The organism is Floridaenema flaviceps BLCC-F50 (assembly GCF_041929275.2).
Taxonomy (GTDB): Bacteria; Cyanobacteriota; Cyanobacteriia; order Cyanobacteriales; family Aerosakkonemataceae; genus Floridanema; species Floridanema flaviceps.
On sequence record NZ_JBHFNR020000003.1, the window covers coordinates 484,490 to 500,636 of the forward strand.

14 protein-coding genes and 1 pseudogene are annotated in these 16,147 nt (G+C 41.3%); 8 read left to right on the top strand and 7 right to left on the bottom strand.

The genetic code is table 11. The features are described 5' to 3' along the window. Nucleotides 1-48 precede the first annotated feature (48 nt). The 3 genes from ACE1CI_RS31315 to ACE1CI_RS31325 form a co-directional block, all read right to left on the bottom strand. Nucleotides 49-354 carry a zinc ribbon domain-containing protein gene (locus tag ACE1CI_RS31315; protein ID WP_459564009.1) on the bottom strand — a complete coding sequence of 102 codons (306 nt, stop codon included), beginning with the start codon at nt 352-354 and terminating at the stop codon, nt 49-51. A 97-nt stretch (nt 355-451) separates the two neighbouring features. Then, nucleotides 452-1,201, bottom strand: coding sequence for an SDR family NAD(P)-dependent oxidoreductase (locus tag ACE1CI_RS31320; protein WP_496615949.1), 750 nt, complete (start codon nt 1,199-1,201; stop codon nt 452-454). 53 nt (nt 1,202-1,254) lie between these two features. After that, nucleotides 1,255-1,854 carry a cytochrome b gene (locus tag ACE1CI_RS31325; RefSeq protein ID WP_413262621.1) on the bottom strand — a complete coding sequence of 200 codons (600 nt, stop codon included), beginning with the start codon at nt 1,852-1,854 and terminating at the stop codon, nt 1,255-1,257. Nucleotides 1,855-2,361: 507 nt separating this feature from the next. Here ACE1CI_RS31325 and ACE1CI_RS31330 point away from each other — a divergent pair. Continuing rightward, entirely contained in the window at nt 2,362-3,894 is a 1,533-nt protein-coding gene (locus ACE1CI_RS31330; protein WP_413262622.1) for a PAS domain-containing protein, read from the top strand. Here the strand turns inward: ACE1CI_RS31330 and ACE1CI_RS31335 are convergent. Further along, entirely contained in the window at nt 3,853-5,025 is a 1,173-nt protein-coding gene (locus ACE1CI_RS31335; RefSeq protein WP_496615950.1) for an RNA-guided endonuclease TnpB family protein, read from the bottom strand. The two genes, ACE1CI_RS31330 and ACE1CI_RS31335, sit on opposite strands and share 42 nt — an antisense overlap. A gap of 260 nt (nt 5,026-5,285) precedes the next feature. Here ACE1CI_RS31335 and ACE1CI_RS31340 point away from each other — a divergent pair, with 260 nt between their 5' ends. The 4 genes and pseudogenes from ACE1CI_RS31340 to ACE1CI_RS31355 all read left to right on the top strand — a co-directional run bounded on the left by ACE1CI_RS31340 (nt 5,286) and on the right by ACE1CI_RS31355 (nt 10,160). Continuing rightward, on the top strand, nt 5,286-6,347 hold the full coding sequence (locus ACE1CI_RS31340) for a PAS domain-containing protein (protein WP_496615951.1): 1,062 nt from the start codon (nt 5,286-5,288) through the stop codon (nt 6,345-6,347). A 200-nt stretch (nt 6,348-6,547) separates the two neighbouring features. After that, nucleotides 6,548-7,720, top strand: a complete 1,173-nt coding sequence (locus ACE1CI_RS31345) for an RNA-guided endonuclease TnpB family protein (RefSeq protein ID WP_496615950.1) — start codon at nt 6,548-6,550, stop codon at nt 7,718-7,720. A gap of 63 nt (nt 7,721-7,783) precedes the next feature. Further along, nucleotides 7,784-9,151 (top strand): annotated as a pseudogene (locus tag ACE1CI_RS31350) (hybrid sensor histidine kinase/response regulator); the annotation flags it as partial. 148 nt (nt 9,152-9,299) lie between these two features. Then, on the top strand, nt 9,300-10,160 hold the full coding sequence (locus tag ACE1CI_RS31355) for a CPBP family intramembrane glutamic endopeptidase (protein WP_413264863.1): 861 nt from the start codon (nt 9,300-9,302) through the stop codon (nt 10,158-10,160). Between the two features lie 63 nt (nt 10,161-10,223). On the opposite strand, the gene ACE1CI_RS31360 is transcribed toward ACE1CI_RS31355, so the two are convergent. The 3 genes from ACE1CI_RS31360 to ACE1CI_RS31370 all read right to left on the bottom strand — a co-directional run bounded on the left by ACE1CI_RS31360 (nt 10,224) and on the right by ACE1CI_RS31370 (nt 14,283). Beyond that, nucleotides 10,224-11,753: a glycosyltransferase family 39 protein gene (locus ACE1CI_RS31360; RefSeq protein WP_413264864.1), complete on the bottom strand. Its 1,530-nt coding sequence runs from the start codon at nt 11,751-11,753 to the stop codon at nt 10,224-10,226. A 90-nt stretch (nt 11,754-11,843) separates the two neighbouring features. Next, nucleotides 11,844-13,517 (bottom strand): alpha/beta hydrolase, encoded by a 1,674-nt coding sequence (locus tag ACE1CI_RS31365; protein WP_413264865.1) that lies wholly within the window; start codon nt 13,515-13,517, stop codon nt 11,844-11,846. Nucleotides 13,518-13,755: 238 nt separating this feature from the next. Beyond that, on the bottom strand, nt 13,756-14,283 hold the full coding sequence (locus ACE1CI_RS31370; protein WP_496615952.1) for a DUF3124 domain-containing protein: 528 nt from the start codon (nt 14,281-14,283) through the stop codon (nt 13,756-13,758). 267 nt (nt 14,284-14,550) lie between these two features. On the opposite strand from ACE1CI_RS31370, the gene ACE1CI_RS31375 reads away from it, so the two are divergent. From ACE1CI_RS31375 to ACE1CI_RS31385, 3 genes are all read left to right on the top strand, one after another. Continuing rightward, the gene (locus ACE1CI_RS31375) at nt 14,551-14,871 is read left to right on the top strand and encodes an SMP-30/gluconolactonase/LRE family protein (protein ID WP_413264867.1); all 321 of its coding nucleotides are present in this window, start codon (nt 14,551-14,553) and stop codon (nt 14,869-14,871) included. 3 nt (nt 14,872-14,874) lie between these two features. Further along, entirely contained in the window at nt 14,875-15,366 is a 492-nt protein-coding gene (locus ACE1CI_RS31380; RefSeq protein ID WP_413264868.1) for an META domain-containing protein, read from the top strand. A gap of 253 nt (nt 15,367-15,619) precedes the next feature. After that, complete coding sequence (locus ACE1CI_RS31385; protein WP_413264869.1) at nt 15,620-16,123, top strand: DUF1648 domain-containing protein; 504 nt, start codon at nt 15,620-15,622, stop codon at nt 16,121-16,123. The last annotated feature ends 24 nt before the right edge of the window (nt 16,124-16,147 follow it).

Sequence of the window (16,147 nt, forward strand, 5' to 3'; positions counted from 1 at the left end):
TCCAGAAGAAGGCATCAAACGGATGTTGATTGCGTGAACTACCCACACTTACCCTACGGGTAAGTGTGGGCTTCTGGCACATTTTAATGTTTCCAAAACTTGCTTTGCGGTACTGTGAGTAAATGATTTACTTATCTTCCCGCTCCGCCTGTTTATAGTCAGGAAAAGTTCCAGCCCGACTCTCTTTATGTTGATCGCGGCGTTGATGTCGCGGTCAATTAAGAGTTTTTCTATCTCATCCCAATAGTCCCGAATATTACAATCGGTGAAAACTTTTTCATCACGATAACAAAGGTATTGGGATGTATAACTAGGGGAGACTGCTATAACTCTGACACCAGCTTTTGCGGCTATGTGTTCTAGAGTGGTAAAGAAATTACTAAAAGCAGCATGAGCGAGAAATTACCTCTCTTTTTAGTGGTTAGTAAATCTTCTGCCCGGAGCAGCTAAATTACCAAGGTACTGGTTGACCGAGATGGAAAAAGCCACCACTCGCGCCATCATCGGGAAGGGTTGCTAACTGAACACCTGTTTTTGCTCCCTCAGTAATATCCATCATTGCGCCTTCACCCCCTAATTCTGTTTTCACCCAACCGGGATGAGCGCTATTGACTTTCACAGGCGTATTTCGTAGCTCGTGAACCAAGTGAATAGTAAATGAATTGACTGCTGCTTTGGACGCATCATAAGCAAAGGGTTTTGAATCATAAATGAATGAGGTCGGATCGGCATGAAGCGACAAGGAACCTTCGATGCTTGTCATATTTACAATTCGACCACTCTCACTTTTCAGAATTAACGGTAGTAACGCCTGAGTCACTGCAATTAATCCAAAGAAGTTGGTGTCGAAGGTCTTGCGGATAATGTCGAGCGAAACTGAACTGGCGTTACTGGTTGACCATTCACCATCCAACATGACTCCAGCATTATTAATTAGAACATCGAGCTTGCCAAACTTATTGCCAATCTCCTGAACCGCTGCTTGAATTTGATTAGTGTCATTGACATCTAAGGCGATCGCTTCTGCTTTGAGTCCTTCATTGCAGAGGAGCGTCGCTGCTTCTTTTGCCGCTTGCAGTTTGCGGGCGGCAATGAGAACTGTTAATCCTTGTTGTGCAAGTTGACGACTCATTTCAAATCCTAACCCTTTATTTGCACCTGTAACCAATGCAACCTTACCGTTCGATTCTTTGTTGTCCATTGACTCGTCATCCTTTCGATTAGGGATTTACGCAACTATTTTTCAATGCGATATCAATTCGTCTGTCCACTTTTTTGCAGTGTTTTTGTGGCTCGTCGCCAGAGCGATCGCACATATTTTTTCTGGTCAATTATATGCAGCACAATGAAAGCTAAAAAGGTGTAAGCAATCCAAAAGTGGAGACTGCGGGCTAATTCCAAAACAGCCGAATTTTGCGGAAAAATATCAGGCAATGTTGTCAACCAAAAGAACGGAACATAGTTGCTTTTATAGGAATTGGTCAGAAAAAATCCGCTCAATGGCACTGCCAGCATGAACACATAAATAGCTGTATGAAAAAGGAAAGTGCGAATCCATTCTGGTGAAAACTTTGGCAATCGATGTGTATATTTACGCCACCAAACTCTTTGCAAAACAAAAATTCGCCAAGTCAGCAACGCCATTGTTAATACTCCTACCGACTTATGGAAAGTATAGAGATTGCCTTGGATTGCTGTACCTTCTGGCGATCGTACCATGCTAAATCCGCCGACAAACAACACCAGATAGCAAGCTGCCATCCACCAGTGCATTGACCAAAGTTGCTTAAACGCCGAGTTTAGCCTATTTTTTGGCTTAGGATTTTGCGGTCTGGCTGCAAACTGGGAACTCATTAGACACTTCCTTGAACTTAACTACAATCTAAGCCAGGGTAGATTTGCCAATGCTTACCAGTGGCGCACCCAAATGCAAATCATTAAAGTTAATAATTGCAAACATTTTAAATTTAACTATAACATCCTATCTCATCATTTCTTGCGAAAAAAATTCCGTTCTTGCTGCCCTAACTTTGTTAGTAAAATAGCGACGCGCATTTAATCTGATATTGCATACTTCGCAGGATAGATATTAGGAGAAATTCCTCACAGTTGCCAAACCAGTCTATCTTAATGTCGCAAGAGGACTCCCGTCACAGCGTAGTGGTAATTCATGAATTACTCCTACTTAAGGGGGAGTTGGCTGACCAAATGGGGCAATATTTTATCACAGTCCGCCTTTTTAATGTCATACTTTAGACAGATGTACCCCGTTTTGGGTAACAATTAACCGTTTTCGCGGAATTATTAGATTTTATAGTTTTTTTTTCAGTAAATTCGCTTAATCTGCTCCCTAGTTCTGTTATGACCTTTGAAGATTCTATTGCCTCAGATAATAATGAATTGGTTTTGTCCGAAGAAGCGTTTTTCTTTCATCTATCACTCGATCTGCTAGCGATCGCAGATCTGAAAGGTTATTTTAAGCGGGTTAACGCAGCGTTTACCAAAACCCTTGGTTACTCACAAGCAGAACTTATTAGCCAACCCTCTATTGAGTTCGTCCATCCCGACGATCGCTCCACAACCTTAGCAGAAATTCAGAAATTAGCCACAGGCGCATCCACACTCTATTTCGAGAACCGCTATCGGGCAAAAGATGGTTCTTACCTCTGGTTATCTTGGACAGCATCCCCACAAATTGAGCGAGGAGTAATCTATTGTATTGCTCGTGATGTGACAGAACAAAAGCAAACAGAAGCCGCCTTACAACGAACCAATCAAGAACTAGAACAGCGCATTACCGAACGGACAGCCCAACTAGAGCAAGTAAATGCAGCATTACGGGAGAGTGAAGAGCGCAACCTCTTGGCAATGAGAGTTGCCCGGATGTTTACCTTTGAGTGGGAACCCCAGACCGATCGCGCCAAGCGATCGCCTGAAGGTGCGGCTATCCTGGGGTTAGAACCAGAATTGGCACAAAGGGATACAGGCAGTAATTTTTTTCAACGCATTCATCCAGACGATCGCGATCGCTTCATCGCCATAGTACAAGCACTCACACCAGAGAATAGCACTTACAAAATCACCTACCGCATCCTCCGCCCAGATGGTCTGATCGTTATCCTTGAAGAAAGCGCACGAGCTCTATTTGACCAGCAGGGACAGTTAACCCGACTGATTGGCATGACTGCCGATATCACAGAACGTCAGCAACTCGAAGCCAAATTACAAGAGAATCGGGCAACCTTGCAACGGCAACTGGCTGAAATTGAAACTATCTATCAGTCTGCCCCGATCGGGTTGAACTTTCTTGATACCGACTTGCGCTTTGTGCGGATCAATCAGCGATTGGCCCAAATCAACGGTTTTTCCGTAGAAGAACATATCGGGCGAACCGTGCGAGAATTATTGCCTGACATTGCCGATGTTGCTGAAGAGTTGCTGGGTTCTGTCCTAAAAACTGGAGAACCGCTACTAAACGTCGAAATTCACGGGGAAACTCCGGCACAACCGGGAGTAGAGCGGGTTTGGTTGGAGAGCTTTTTGCCGTTGAAGGATGGCGATCGCATCATTGGCATCAACACCGTTTGCGAAGAAATTACCGATCGCAAGAAAACCGAAGAGACACTGCGCCAATTCAAGCTGCTGATAGAATTATCTTATGAACCTCTTCTGGTGTGGAGCGTTGAGCAGGGAATTATCAGTTGGAACCAAGGCTGCGAGCAGCTTTACGGCTATACAAGAGAAGAAGCTATCGGACAGATCAGCCATACATTGCTCCAGACAGTTCATCCGCTCCGAAAAACTTACTCAAACTTACTTTGGTCACAGAACGAAGCTGGAAACAAAGTTTATTCAATGTTTTCTTCTTGCATCCGACGAATCCTTAACAGTTGAACCATTAAGTTTACTTAACTCTCCACAAGCAATCCCCGTTGAGCTAACGGTTCTTTGAAATTCAATTAAGGGATGCCAATTTTCTAAATTAATACTGGCATTTAAATCTCTATCTAACTCTATTCCACAATTGCCACACTGAAAAGTTCTTTTTGAGAGTGGCATTTTTTGACGGTGATGACAACAGCTACAAAGTTGAGAGCTTGGGTAAAACCTGTCAACTTTAATTACTGTTGAACCATACCAACTAGCTTTATATTCAAGCTGCCTTTTGAATTCATAAAATCCGCAATCAGCGATCGCACTTGCTAAACGATGGTTTTTGAGCATACCGGAGATATTTAAATCTTCGATAACTATTTCGCTGTGGTTCTTGGCTAACCAAGTCGTTAGTTTGTGCAATGCGTCTTGTCTGATGTTGGCAATCTTTCTGTGTAAGAGAGCTACTTTTAGGTTAGCTTTAGCTCGGTTTTTTGAACCGAGTTGCTTACGACACAAAGACCGTTGCAGGTGCGCTAACTTTCTTTTCACCTTTCGATAAGCTTTCTGGTTAGGAAAAACTGTCCCATCGGAACAAGTAGCCAGAGCATTAATTCCCACATCAACTCCGATCCGCTTTCTATTATGGCGAGTTGGCGATAGCTCTAACTCGTATTTAAAACTGATATACCAATCATTTGCTTTTTTAGAAATGGTGACATTTTTTGGTTGAACTGTTGGGAGGATTTCATAACATTTAACCCAGCCAAATAAAGGGATTTTGATCTGATTGCCTGAAATCCTAATATTTCCTTCTAGGTAGAAACTATCTTTGACGTTTTTCTTTTTAAATTTAGGTAGACGAGTTCCTGGTACTTTAAAACAACGTTTAAACGCTGCATCTAAATATCTTAACGCTTGTTGAGGAGCGCATTTGGAAACTTCATAATACCAAGGATTGACTGATTTAACTTCTGCAACTAATCGCTTATGTAAGTCTATAGCAGTTGGTCGCTTTTCTTTGGCCTCTTTTGCTTTCAGACAAACATTTAAACCCCAGTTCCAAGCATGACGAGAAACACCAGCGTGTTTGGCAGCTAATGTTTTTTGCTGGTTATTTAGGTTTAGCTTTGTCTTAAAACTTTTCAGCATTTCAGCAATTACTTAATATGTATTTGGATTATTTTAACATATTTAATCCCGACATTTAAAGACTTTAAACAATAATCTAATTCTAACTTTGAGCTATTTAAAAAGCTAATGAATTAATCATTTGTTTGTACCGCTCTCTTAATTCCGTGCTTAGATTAAACTTGCTCATTTGTTGGTTATAGCTGAGAAAATGAGGAAATTTAAAGAATTTTAGACAAGAATTGAGGAGCAGTCAATACCCCTTGCCTCTGGATGAACTGATGGCAATCTTAGAGAGCGATCGCCAATGGACAGGAGAGTTAAAGCATATTACCCGTTCTGGACAACAGGTGATCGTGGAAAGTCGTCAGCAACTAATTGAGACTAACGGACAGAAATTAATCCTGGAAACCAACCACGATATTACCGATCGGAAACTTGCCGAACAACGTCTGCGCGAATCCGAAGAACGATTGCGTTTGGGAATGCAAGTAGCAGGGTTTGCCCTAGCTAAAGTTGACTACACCTCAAATACCGTTGAGCTTTCCCCAGAAGCCGCTGCTCTGTACGGGTTTGAGACTCAGATCGGGGGCAGGGGGGCAGAGGGGCAGAGGGGCAGAGGGGCAGAGGGGCAAGAAAACCCTGTAGGGGCGGGTTTTGCTGTTAATTCTTCTGCTGTGAATACAGATTTATCTGCTAAACCCGCCCCTACAAACTCAAAACTATCCCAGTCCCCATTAATAGTTTCGCGAGAACAAATCCATGCTACTTTTCACCCTGAAGACTGTGCCGAACTAGCTCAGGCGATCGAGCAAACCATCGATCCAGCAGGAGCAGGTTGGTTTGCCCAGGATCATCGCGTAGTTTGGAGTAACGGCGAAGTCAGATGGTTAACCGTCCGCAAACAAATCTTTTTTGACCGTTCCAGTGAAGTGCCAAAACCAACCCACGCCATTTTAGTCGCCCTTGATATTAGCGATCGCAAAAAAACAGAGGCAGCGCTACGACAGAATGAAGACCGTTTGCGAATGGCGATCGCCTCAGCCCAATTGGGAACCTGGGATTGGAATATCATTACAGGAGAATTGAAATGGGATACAGGCAGCAAAGCCATGTTTGGAACATCGCCCGAAGCCGAGACTAGCATGGAAGTATTTTTGGCAGGGATACATCCTGACGATCGCGATCGCCTGCAAGCAATTATTCAAGCCTCGCTCAATCCCGCATCCGGTGGTTTGTTTGATGCTGAGTATCGGACGATCGGCATTCAAGACCGAGTGGAACGCTGGCTGAAATCGAAAGGGGTATTGACTGCTCCTCAATTCTTGTCTAAAATTCTTTAAATTTCCTCATTTTCTCAGCTATAACCAACAAATGAGCAAGTTTAATCTAAGCACGGAATTAAGAGAGCGGTACAAACAAATGATTAATTCATTAGCTTTTTAAATAGCTCAAAGTTAGAATTAGATTATTGTTTAAAGTCTTTAAATGTCGGGATTAAATATGTTAAAATAATCCAAATACATATTAAGTAATTGCTGAAATGCTGAAAAGTTTTAAGACAAAGCTAAACCTAAATAACCAGCAAAAAACATTAGCTGCCAAACACGCTGGTGTTTCTCGTCATGCTTGGAACTGGGGTTTAAATGTTTGTCTGAAAGCAAAAGAGGCCAAAGAAAAGCGACCAACTGCTATAGACTTACATAAGCGATTAGTTGCAGAAGTTAAATCAGTCAATCCTTGGTATTATGAAGTTTCCAAATGCGCTCCTCAACAAGCGTTAAGATATTTAGATGCAGCGTTTAAACGTTGTTTTAAAGTACCAGGAACTCGTCTACCTAAATTTAAAAAGAAAAACGTCAAAGATAGTTTCTACCTAGAAGGAAATATTAGGATTTCAGGCAATCAGATCAAAATCCCTTTATTTGGCTGGGTTAAATGTTATGAAATCCTCCCAACAGTTCAACCAAAAAATGTCACCATTTCTAAAAAAGCAAATGATTGGTATATCAGTTTTAAATACGAGTTAGAGCTATCGCCAACTCGCCATAATAGAAAGCGGATCGGAGTTGATGTGGGAATTAATGCTCTGGCTACTTGTTCCGATGGGACAGTTTTTCCTAACCAGAAAGCTTATCGAAAGGTGAAAAGAAAGTTAGCGCACCTGCAACGGTCTTTGTGTCGTAAGCAACTCGGTTCAAAAAACCGAGCTAAAGCTAACCTAAAAGTAGCTCTCTTACACAGAAAGATTGCCAACATCAGACAAGACGCATTGCACAAACTAACGACTTGGTTAGCCAAGAACCACAGCGAAATAGTTATCGAAGATTTAAATATCTCCGGTATGCTCAAAAACCATCGTTTAGCAAGTGCGATCGCTGATTGCGGATTTTATGAATTCAAAAGGCAGCTTGAATATAAAGCTAGTTGGTATGGTTCAACAGTAATTAAAGTTGACAGGTTTTACCCAAGCTCTCAACTTTGTAGCTGTTGTCATCACCGTCAAAAAATGCCACTCTCAAAAAGAACTTTTCAGTGTGGCAATTGTGGAATAGAGTTAGATAGAGATTTAAATGCCAGTATTAATTTAGAAAATTGGCATCCCTTAATTGAATTTCAAAGAACCGTTAGCTCAACGGGGATTGCTTGTGGAGAGTTAAGTAAACTTAATGGTTCAACTGTTAAGGATTCGTCGGATGCAAGAAGAAAACATTGAATAAACTTTGTTTCCAGCTTCGTTCTGTGACCAAAGTAAGTTTGAGTAAGTTTTTCGGAGCGGAAAGCCTACTATGATGCCAACGGCAAACCGATTCGCTTCAATGGTACGGTATTGAATATTACAGAGCAAAAACAAGCCGAAGCCCAAAGGGAACAGCTATTCCGACAAGAGCAAGCCGCACGGGAAGCAGCAGAACAAGCCAACCGCATCAAAGACGAATTTCTCGCCGTACTATCCCACGAACTGCGAACACCCCTTAACCCGATTTTGGGCTGGTCAAAACTACTGCAATCACCGCGTATCAGTTCCGAAAAGCTCCAGCAGGGATTAAGCACGATCGAACGTAACGCCAAACAGCAAGCGCAACTGATCGATGACCTCTTGGACATCTCCCGCATCATTCGGGGCAAACTGACTCTTAACTTTAGAGCGATCGGATTATCAGAACCGATTTTGGCTGCTTTAGAAACAGTGCGGTTAGCCGCAGAAGCAAAAGCCATTCAGCTTGAGGTATTGCTTGACCCAACCGTAGGGCAAATTAAGGGGGATGCCAGCAGATTACAACAGGTAATCTGGAATTTATTGTCCAATGCAATTAAATTTACCCCAGCAGGAGGGCGGGTGGAAGTACGGCTGGAGCGGGAGAGCAGGGGAGCAGGGGAGCAGAGGGGCAGAGGGGCAGAGGGGCAGGAGAGTTCTTCCCTAACCCCTAGTCCCCAGTCCCCAGTCGTAGGGGCGATTCATGAATCGCCCGTACCCCAGTTTCCCCAATTAGCTCGAATTACTGTCACCGATACCGGAAAGGGGATTAGGCCGGAATTTTTGCCTCATGTGTTTGAGTTATTCCGGCAAGAGGATAGTTCTACGACTCGTTCTTTTGGGGGATTGGGACTGGGACTGGCGATCGCACGTCAAGTAGTGGAAGCACATGGCGGCACTATTACAGCTGCCAGCGCGGGTGAAGGGCAGGGGGCAACTTTTACGGTACAGTTACCATTAATACCTGTATTTAGTCATAAAGCTCCTGATTTTCTCAACCATCAAACCCTGGATTTAGAGAATCTACGGGTGTTGGTGGTGGATGATGAGCCAGATGCTCTGGAACTGGTTAAGGTGATACTGGAGCAGGAAGGCGCGATCGTCCAGGCTGTCTCCTTGGCACCCCAAGCCCTGCGGTTACTCACTCTAAGTAGGTTCGATCTGCTGATCAGCGATATTGGGATGCCTGAAATGAACGGTTATGTCTTGATTCGTCAGGTTCGCACTCTACCCCCCGAATCTAACCGGGATATTCCGGCGATCGCATTGACTGCTTACGCTGGTGAAACCAACCAGAATCAAGCCCTCACCTCTGGTTTTCAAGTCCATCTAGCAAAACCGATCGAGCCTCAACAACTGCTAGATGCGATTCGCGCCGCGTTAACATAGCTTTCTACTAAAGTGTGGTATTTAGTAGGTAGGTATAAATAAAGTGAAAACTCTTGTGGGGTGGGCATCCTGCCCGCCCCATCCTCATATAACTATTATCACTTTATTTACACCTACTTACAAAACTTCGCTCAACTTATAACCAACTATGAATCTAAAAACTAAAGCAGTATTGGCTTATTTGGCGATCGCTTTTCTCCCAGCTTGGCTCTACTGGACTATTGTTTGGCTAGCCGGAATTTCTGGTACTAATCCCATCTTTCAAGTAGCTGTTTTACCGGGAGCATTTACCCCAGCATTAGCCTGCTTTATAGTTCGCAAATGGGTAACTAAAGAAGGTTTTACCGATGCCGGACTCAAACTAAATTTTAAAAATCATTGGGGCTATTATTTATTTGCTTGGCTATTACCATTAGGAGTAACAGCCGTAATTATTGCTTTAGCAATTCTTTTCAATTTAAGTCAACCAGATTTTACTTTACAGCAGTTCTTTACCACCTTAAATTTACCAGATGGTAATCCAAAAACTTCTAATAATATTTTATTTTTCCTCATACCAACTCTATTGATTCAAGCGATCGTAGTCGCCACACCTATTGTTTGGGGCGAAGAATTTGGCTGGCGTAGCTATTTACAAATTCGCTTACTAGCAGAACGTCCTTTAATGGCAGCGATCGCAACCGGGGTAATTTGGGGAGTATGGCATTACCCGCTAATTTTCATGGGCTATGAACAATATGAAAATCAATTTTTGGGACTACTAATTTTTACTGGATTCACAATATTGTTATCGATTATTTTTGGTTGGTTAAGGATAAAAACCGGAAGTGTTTGGGCTGCTAGCGTAGGTCATGGAGCAACAAACGCTATTGGCGGTTCTCTAACATTAATGCTATTTTCTGGCAGCAAAAATTGGCTGTGGGTTGGCTACAATGGCATCCTTGCTTGGCTTCCTTTAGGGATAGTTTGTGCTTGGATTATTCTTCAAGGCATGGGGAATAGGGACTAGGGAATAGGGATTGGGAAAGTAGGGGGGATTGATGAATCGCCCCTACTGAATTTTCAAAGCTTATTACTGACGATAAACTTCACCAAAATAAGCTTTGAAATCAGACCAATCATGTTGGAGTGAAACTTGAATTTCTTGGCATAAGTAGATGGGAATGGAACTCTTTATGCCGATCGTATTTTCATGGGTGATGGTATCGACTTTTTCAACTTGTTTAAACAATTTTTTCAAGTAATCAAAATCACCGCCAACACTAATAACGATATTACCTGAGTAATTTCTTGGCCCCCAAAAGTAGAAAGCATGAGCGCCGCTAATTACTTTTGGTATATTGTACTTTTTGCCAAAAAAATCGATCGCAGATGCGTAACCATAATCCCACGTTAAAATTGCCACGTCAGATCGATAGCTCAATGCTAGGCTGTGATAAACTTTGCTCGCTTGAGCCGCGATGTCTTCCCAACCAAGCATTTGTCTAAAATGCCAAGGTGCTTCTATGGAGTTTAGGTCTGTACTTTCGCGATCGGGAAGTGTATAAATTGAGGAATAAAACTTGGAAATCTGGAGTAATGTTGGCAGAGGCAAAATAGGCAGAGACATCGGAATTAAAAATACGCTACTAGCAGCTAAAACCGCTATAATCGAAGTTTTCCAAAGCTTTCTATTGCGGACAAATCGCTCAACCATAATCGCCCCTGACGCAAACAATATCGGATAAATGGGAGCTAAATAATAAGATTTGCCTCCCAGTACAAAAAATATGCCAAAAAGCACCAAAAAAGACCAACCAAAGAAGCGATATAGTTTTCCTTCGGGAGAACGAAGATAATAGTAAATTCCTGCTAACCAAACGGGTAACGTTAAAGGTTGCATCATCAAAATTGGTTGAATAAATAAATCAACCATAGATTCTGCCAATGGCTTTTTACTAGATATATTTGCTGCTGCTTGTTGTTCTAAAAAAGGCCAATCATGCTGACTTTGCCACAAAATATTCGGCAAAAACATGACAAAAGCTATTAAGATTGCTGTCCAAATCCATTTTGACCAAAACAGTTGCCGATAGGGAGTTAGACATAACCCAACTAACAAGCTAAACCCGAAGAAAAGCATTGAATATTTGTTGAGTAAACCAATCCCAGCTACAAATCCTACTAGATACCAAAGCTGAGGTAATTTATATTTCAAGCTGAGTAGAATGATGAATGCACATAATGTCCAGATCAGTGGCTCAAAAGCATTCATCGTTAAAATTGTATGGATGAAGAGATAGTAAGGGGAGAAAATTATTGCCAAACAAGCTAAACATTGGGCAAACTTTCCTCCACCAAGTTCGCGAACGATTAATCCGGTTATTACTACTAATAAAGCTCCTGCTACAGCCGGAAAAAATCGAATCGAAAATAAGGAATCTCCGAATAGCGATCGGATAAAATTAGCAATAACCGGAATTAAAGGGGGTAGTTCTGTATAACCCCAATCCAAATGTTCTCCACAAGCAATATAGTAAAGTTCGTCAATCTGATAACCGTATTGCCCATTACTTAAAAAATGCAGCATTAATTTGGCTAATGCCAAAATCCAAATAATCACTATTACACTCCTACGACACCTAGATAAGATTTAAACCTCAATGCCAAATCGAGGTTTTTCAAAACTGCTAAAATTGCTTTTACTCCTGAATCAGTTACTCTTTTTGGGGAGTAAACTTTGTTCTATTGACTTTAACAAAATCAAATTGTAAGGATCTTCACTAATTGCCTGGGCATAAGCAGCTGAAAGGTAAGGACGATAACTAGAATCATTGGTAAGATAAACTCGGAAAAAAGCTAAGTTTAAAGCTTTTAGATAGGATTTGGCAACCTCTGGTTCCTTAATTGTCACTTTATCTGCTACCTCTCGATCGGGAGAAGCAATACTACTTAAAGCAGAAAAATTAAGATTAAGGTGATCGAGTCCTGTTCCTACAATTAAATATTTTTCTTTGGTTTTCAACCAACTAAAAGCAGGAGCTTGTTCTAATAAAAGTGGGCTGAAAATATCTTTATCAACGGCTCCCCAGAGAATTGGAATGTTGATTTTACTTAAACCTGCTTCACCGTAAAGACTGCTACTACCTGGGAAAAGCACAGACACAGCTTTAATTCTATTGTCCCGAAAGTTGTAAGTTTTTTCTGGTAGTTCTAAAGCCTGACACTGAACTAACAGTGATAGTTTTACTAAGTTTTTTTCAGGAGTGCAATCTTTTTTCAATTGGGCAAAGTTGAACTGGGCACCCGCTAAAGCAAGTGCTGTATCACCGCCGAAAGAATTGCCAAATAGTCCGACTTGTTGCAGATTTAGTTGTCCGTTAAATTCAGATGAATTCAATCGTTCGAGTTCATCTAACATATAACTTACATCTAATGGTCGGTTAATATAGGCAGTTGTTTTAAACATTTGTGGCGATAAACCTTGGAAAAATGCTTGCTGTTGGATGTCATCACTATCAGGATGTTGGGGAATGGCAACTGCAAAACCATGAGAGGCTAAATGTTGGGCTAAATAATCGTAGCGATCGAGCTTTGTCCCTATTCCATTAGAAATAACTACTACAGGTATCTTCTCACCATTTGGTACTTCAGGTAAATAAAGCTCAAGGATAAATTCCCTCTGACGACTTGCATCTCGCAGTTTTTTGGTTTGCTGGGAGTAACTGAATTTACCTGTTTCTTTTAAATTTGGTAATTGGGAAAAATCGATCGATGATTCAGCATTTTTAACTTGGACATTGGTTTTTTGCAGAGCCGCAACCAAAGCATTGGTTTTTGAAGTCAGTGCGGAAACTTCTTGAAATTGTTGCATGATTCTTTTGGTATTCAGCCGAATATCTGTCGGAAATTTCCGCAGGAAATTAATCGGAGATAACCCATCAGAATCAGCAGTAGATAAAATTAAAGCAGACCGAATTCCATATAAGCCATTTTGACCGCCTTCAACTTGAATTAACTCTCCCAAATAAGTCAGAAATCTTTCCCCAAACGAAGAGTAAAAAAATCGGGACATTAATACTGAACTAAATTGATAGCGGGAGTTTAATACATTACGTAACTGTGCCTGTTGTTCTGGACTAATCCGATTAAGAATGAAGGCTAATTCTGGCTCTACTTTTCCTTCTTTAGCAAACTTTTCTAAAGAATCAACAGAAATGGAAAAATCGAGAGGGCCATAATTAAAGTAGATGCGATCGGCTGCTCTAACTGGTAAAGCAGTCAAGATAAATACCAGGGAGCAAGCACCCAACAAGGGAAAGAAAAATCTCCGCCCCATCAACTTCCTCAACGGCTTGTGAATATTTGCCAGGTGCTTATCCAACATTCGTTTATTCATTCTTTAGTCGTCTTGCTCTAAGCAATAGGTAGTTTTGCACTCAAACCTATTAATCTTATAAAACAAAAGATCAAATAGCTAGAAACTTAAGTGAATTTCAATTACTGACAAACCATTGTATAATATACAATTGTCTATATTTATCAATGAATTTGATATATCTACCCAGATCCCCTACCCAGATCCCCGACTTCTTCAAGAAGTCGGGGATCTTAGATTCATGATATTATTTGGTATTGGTGCGAGTTTTGATAACTCTACCAGGGCTAACCAAAGATACTCCCTGATTGCCACTGGCATTGATCATCACTGCCTCAATTACAGGTACAGAAACTTGCTTTTGAGTTACCCACTCTACAATAAAACTGGCTCCCGCACCACCACTGGTGTCTTCTTGATCGACAATAAAATTCGTGGAAGCCAATCGGGGAAGTTCTACGGGTTGCTTTAAATATTTGCGGACAAGCTTACCGTTACTATCGTAATAGTTGACAGAGGCAATAATTATTGGGTGAGTCAGGTCAGTGTTGCGAACACTAAGCGTACTGGTTAATTCCATTGTTCGACCACGCTCCCAGATGTAGATATGAGAGTAAATGGGAACATAAACGGTTTGACCTCCAATAATTTTCACTCTGTTGTCAAGGGTGACAGCTTTCAGTTGAGTGACAGGTTCTATTGGCTTTTCTGGTGCTGTGCAAGCTGTAAGCAATACTAACAGTGGCACGATGTAACTACACAGGTATCGCTTCATTGAGTTTGGAATTAGGAATATGGCAATTGATATCATGTCCGGTCGATCAGCCATAATACAGCAGATTGCAGGTTTATGAAGTACTCAAAAGAAACCGGGTTTCTTTGTACCTCAGTTACCTGAAAAGTGCTGTATCTTTTTTCCACGACCCTGTAGAGACGTTATATATAACGTCTCTACAGAGTGGGAAGATACTTAAAATGAATATATCTAGGTTAAAAACTCAAAACTCTCCCAGTTGCGGGTCCCTTAACAAAATCGAATTATTTGGCAACAATTGTGATCGATCGATCGTCTGTTCAAAATGTACTTTCTGCGGGCAATCTTTGGTCTGCACTTTGGAATGGTTGGTGTGTTGCTTGCTTTAACTCAGCAGGTGAAGAAATCTTCCGAGTTAAAATGCCAGTGCAGCCTCCTACTAGTGTTGCTTTCGGTGGAACTAATCTCACAGACCTTTATATTACCGGGGCTGCGATCGGGCTGAGTCAGAAAGACATTCAACAGCAAATTAACGCCGGAGATTTATTTTGCCTGTCAACTAACTCTCCGGGAATCCCTAGCCACCAATTTTTCAATTCATCAATGTAGAATATGAACCGTAAAACTTTATTTATTGTCACTTTAATAGTTGGAGCAGTTGGAATTACATCGATAAATTCTGTAGTCGCACAACAAACTACAAAAAACCCTACTTCATCTTTGGAAATGGCTCAATCCTCTCCACTTAAAGGTAGTTGGCGACTGGGAAACATGGCATTATTAGACTTGCCAACGCCGATGGTTCCCTCACAAGAACTAACAGCCAATTTTGCTAATGGACGTATTTCTGGTTCAGGTGGATGTAATCGCTTTATGGGTAGTTATGAAATTCAGGGCGATCGATTAACTATCAATCAACTTGCATCAACTTTCAAAGCTTGTGAAGAACCGATTATGACCCAGGAATCTAAATATCTGAAAGCATTACAAGGTGCCCAAAGATTTGAGTTAGATGATAAAGGTCAATTAACAATTTATTATCAGAGCGAACAAGAATCAGGCGTTTTGCGCTTTGTTTCTAAAAGCGTCAGGGGATTGTGGTAATTTTAGGGTTAGGGGGTAGGGGTTAGGGGTTAGGGTGTAGGGTGCGTTAACGCCAGTGTAACGCACCATTCCACCATCAGCTAGCGTCACTGCGTAAGCCCTGATGCAATTTGAAACCGCTGCTACACAAAACTTAGTCCGCTTGACAAGGACTAAAGAATAGCGGGGGTGTTTAAACCGGATTTAGTATCAATAAGTGATTTAAATGCGTGGCAGCTTATCATTGGAATAAATTACCAAATATTTTTATCCCATGCCACAACGTCCAATTATTACTATGCCTCAATCTCAACTAGCATTAGTACTCAATATTATCACCGTTGTAGGTGTACTTCTGTCCCTGATTATTGCTATTCGTGGTTGGTTTATTTTACCTGATGTAATTCCTATTCATTTTAATTTGTCTGGTCAACCTAATGGATGGGGTTCTAAAGCAATTATTTGGTTATTTCCAGCTTTAGCTATAATTATCTCAGTGGGCTTAACTTTCTTAAGTCGTTACCCTCGTCTTTTTAATTATCCAGTACAAATTACCCCAGAAAATGCGGCTCGTCAATATCAAATAGCCTGTTCTTTGCTTAACTTTTTCAAAGCAGAATTGGCTTGGATATTCGCCTATACGGTATGGTTGATTTACTATTTAGGAAGCTCTAGCTCAACGGAGTCTGGGATATTAGGATTACCATTAATACTTTTGGTTATTAGTATTTTTACCACAGTAGGTTTTTATTTACGTCAAGCTTTTTTATATCGTTGAATGCCAGGAGACAGGGGTAGGGAG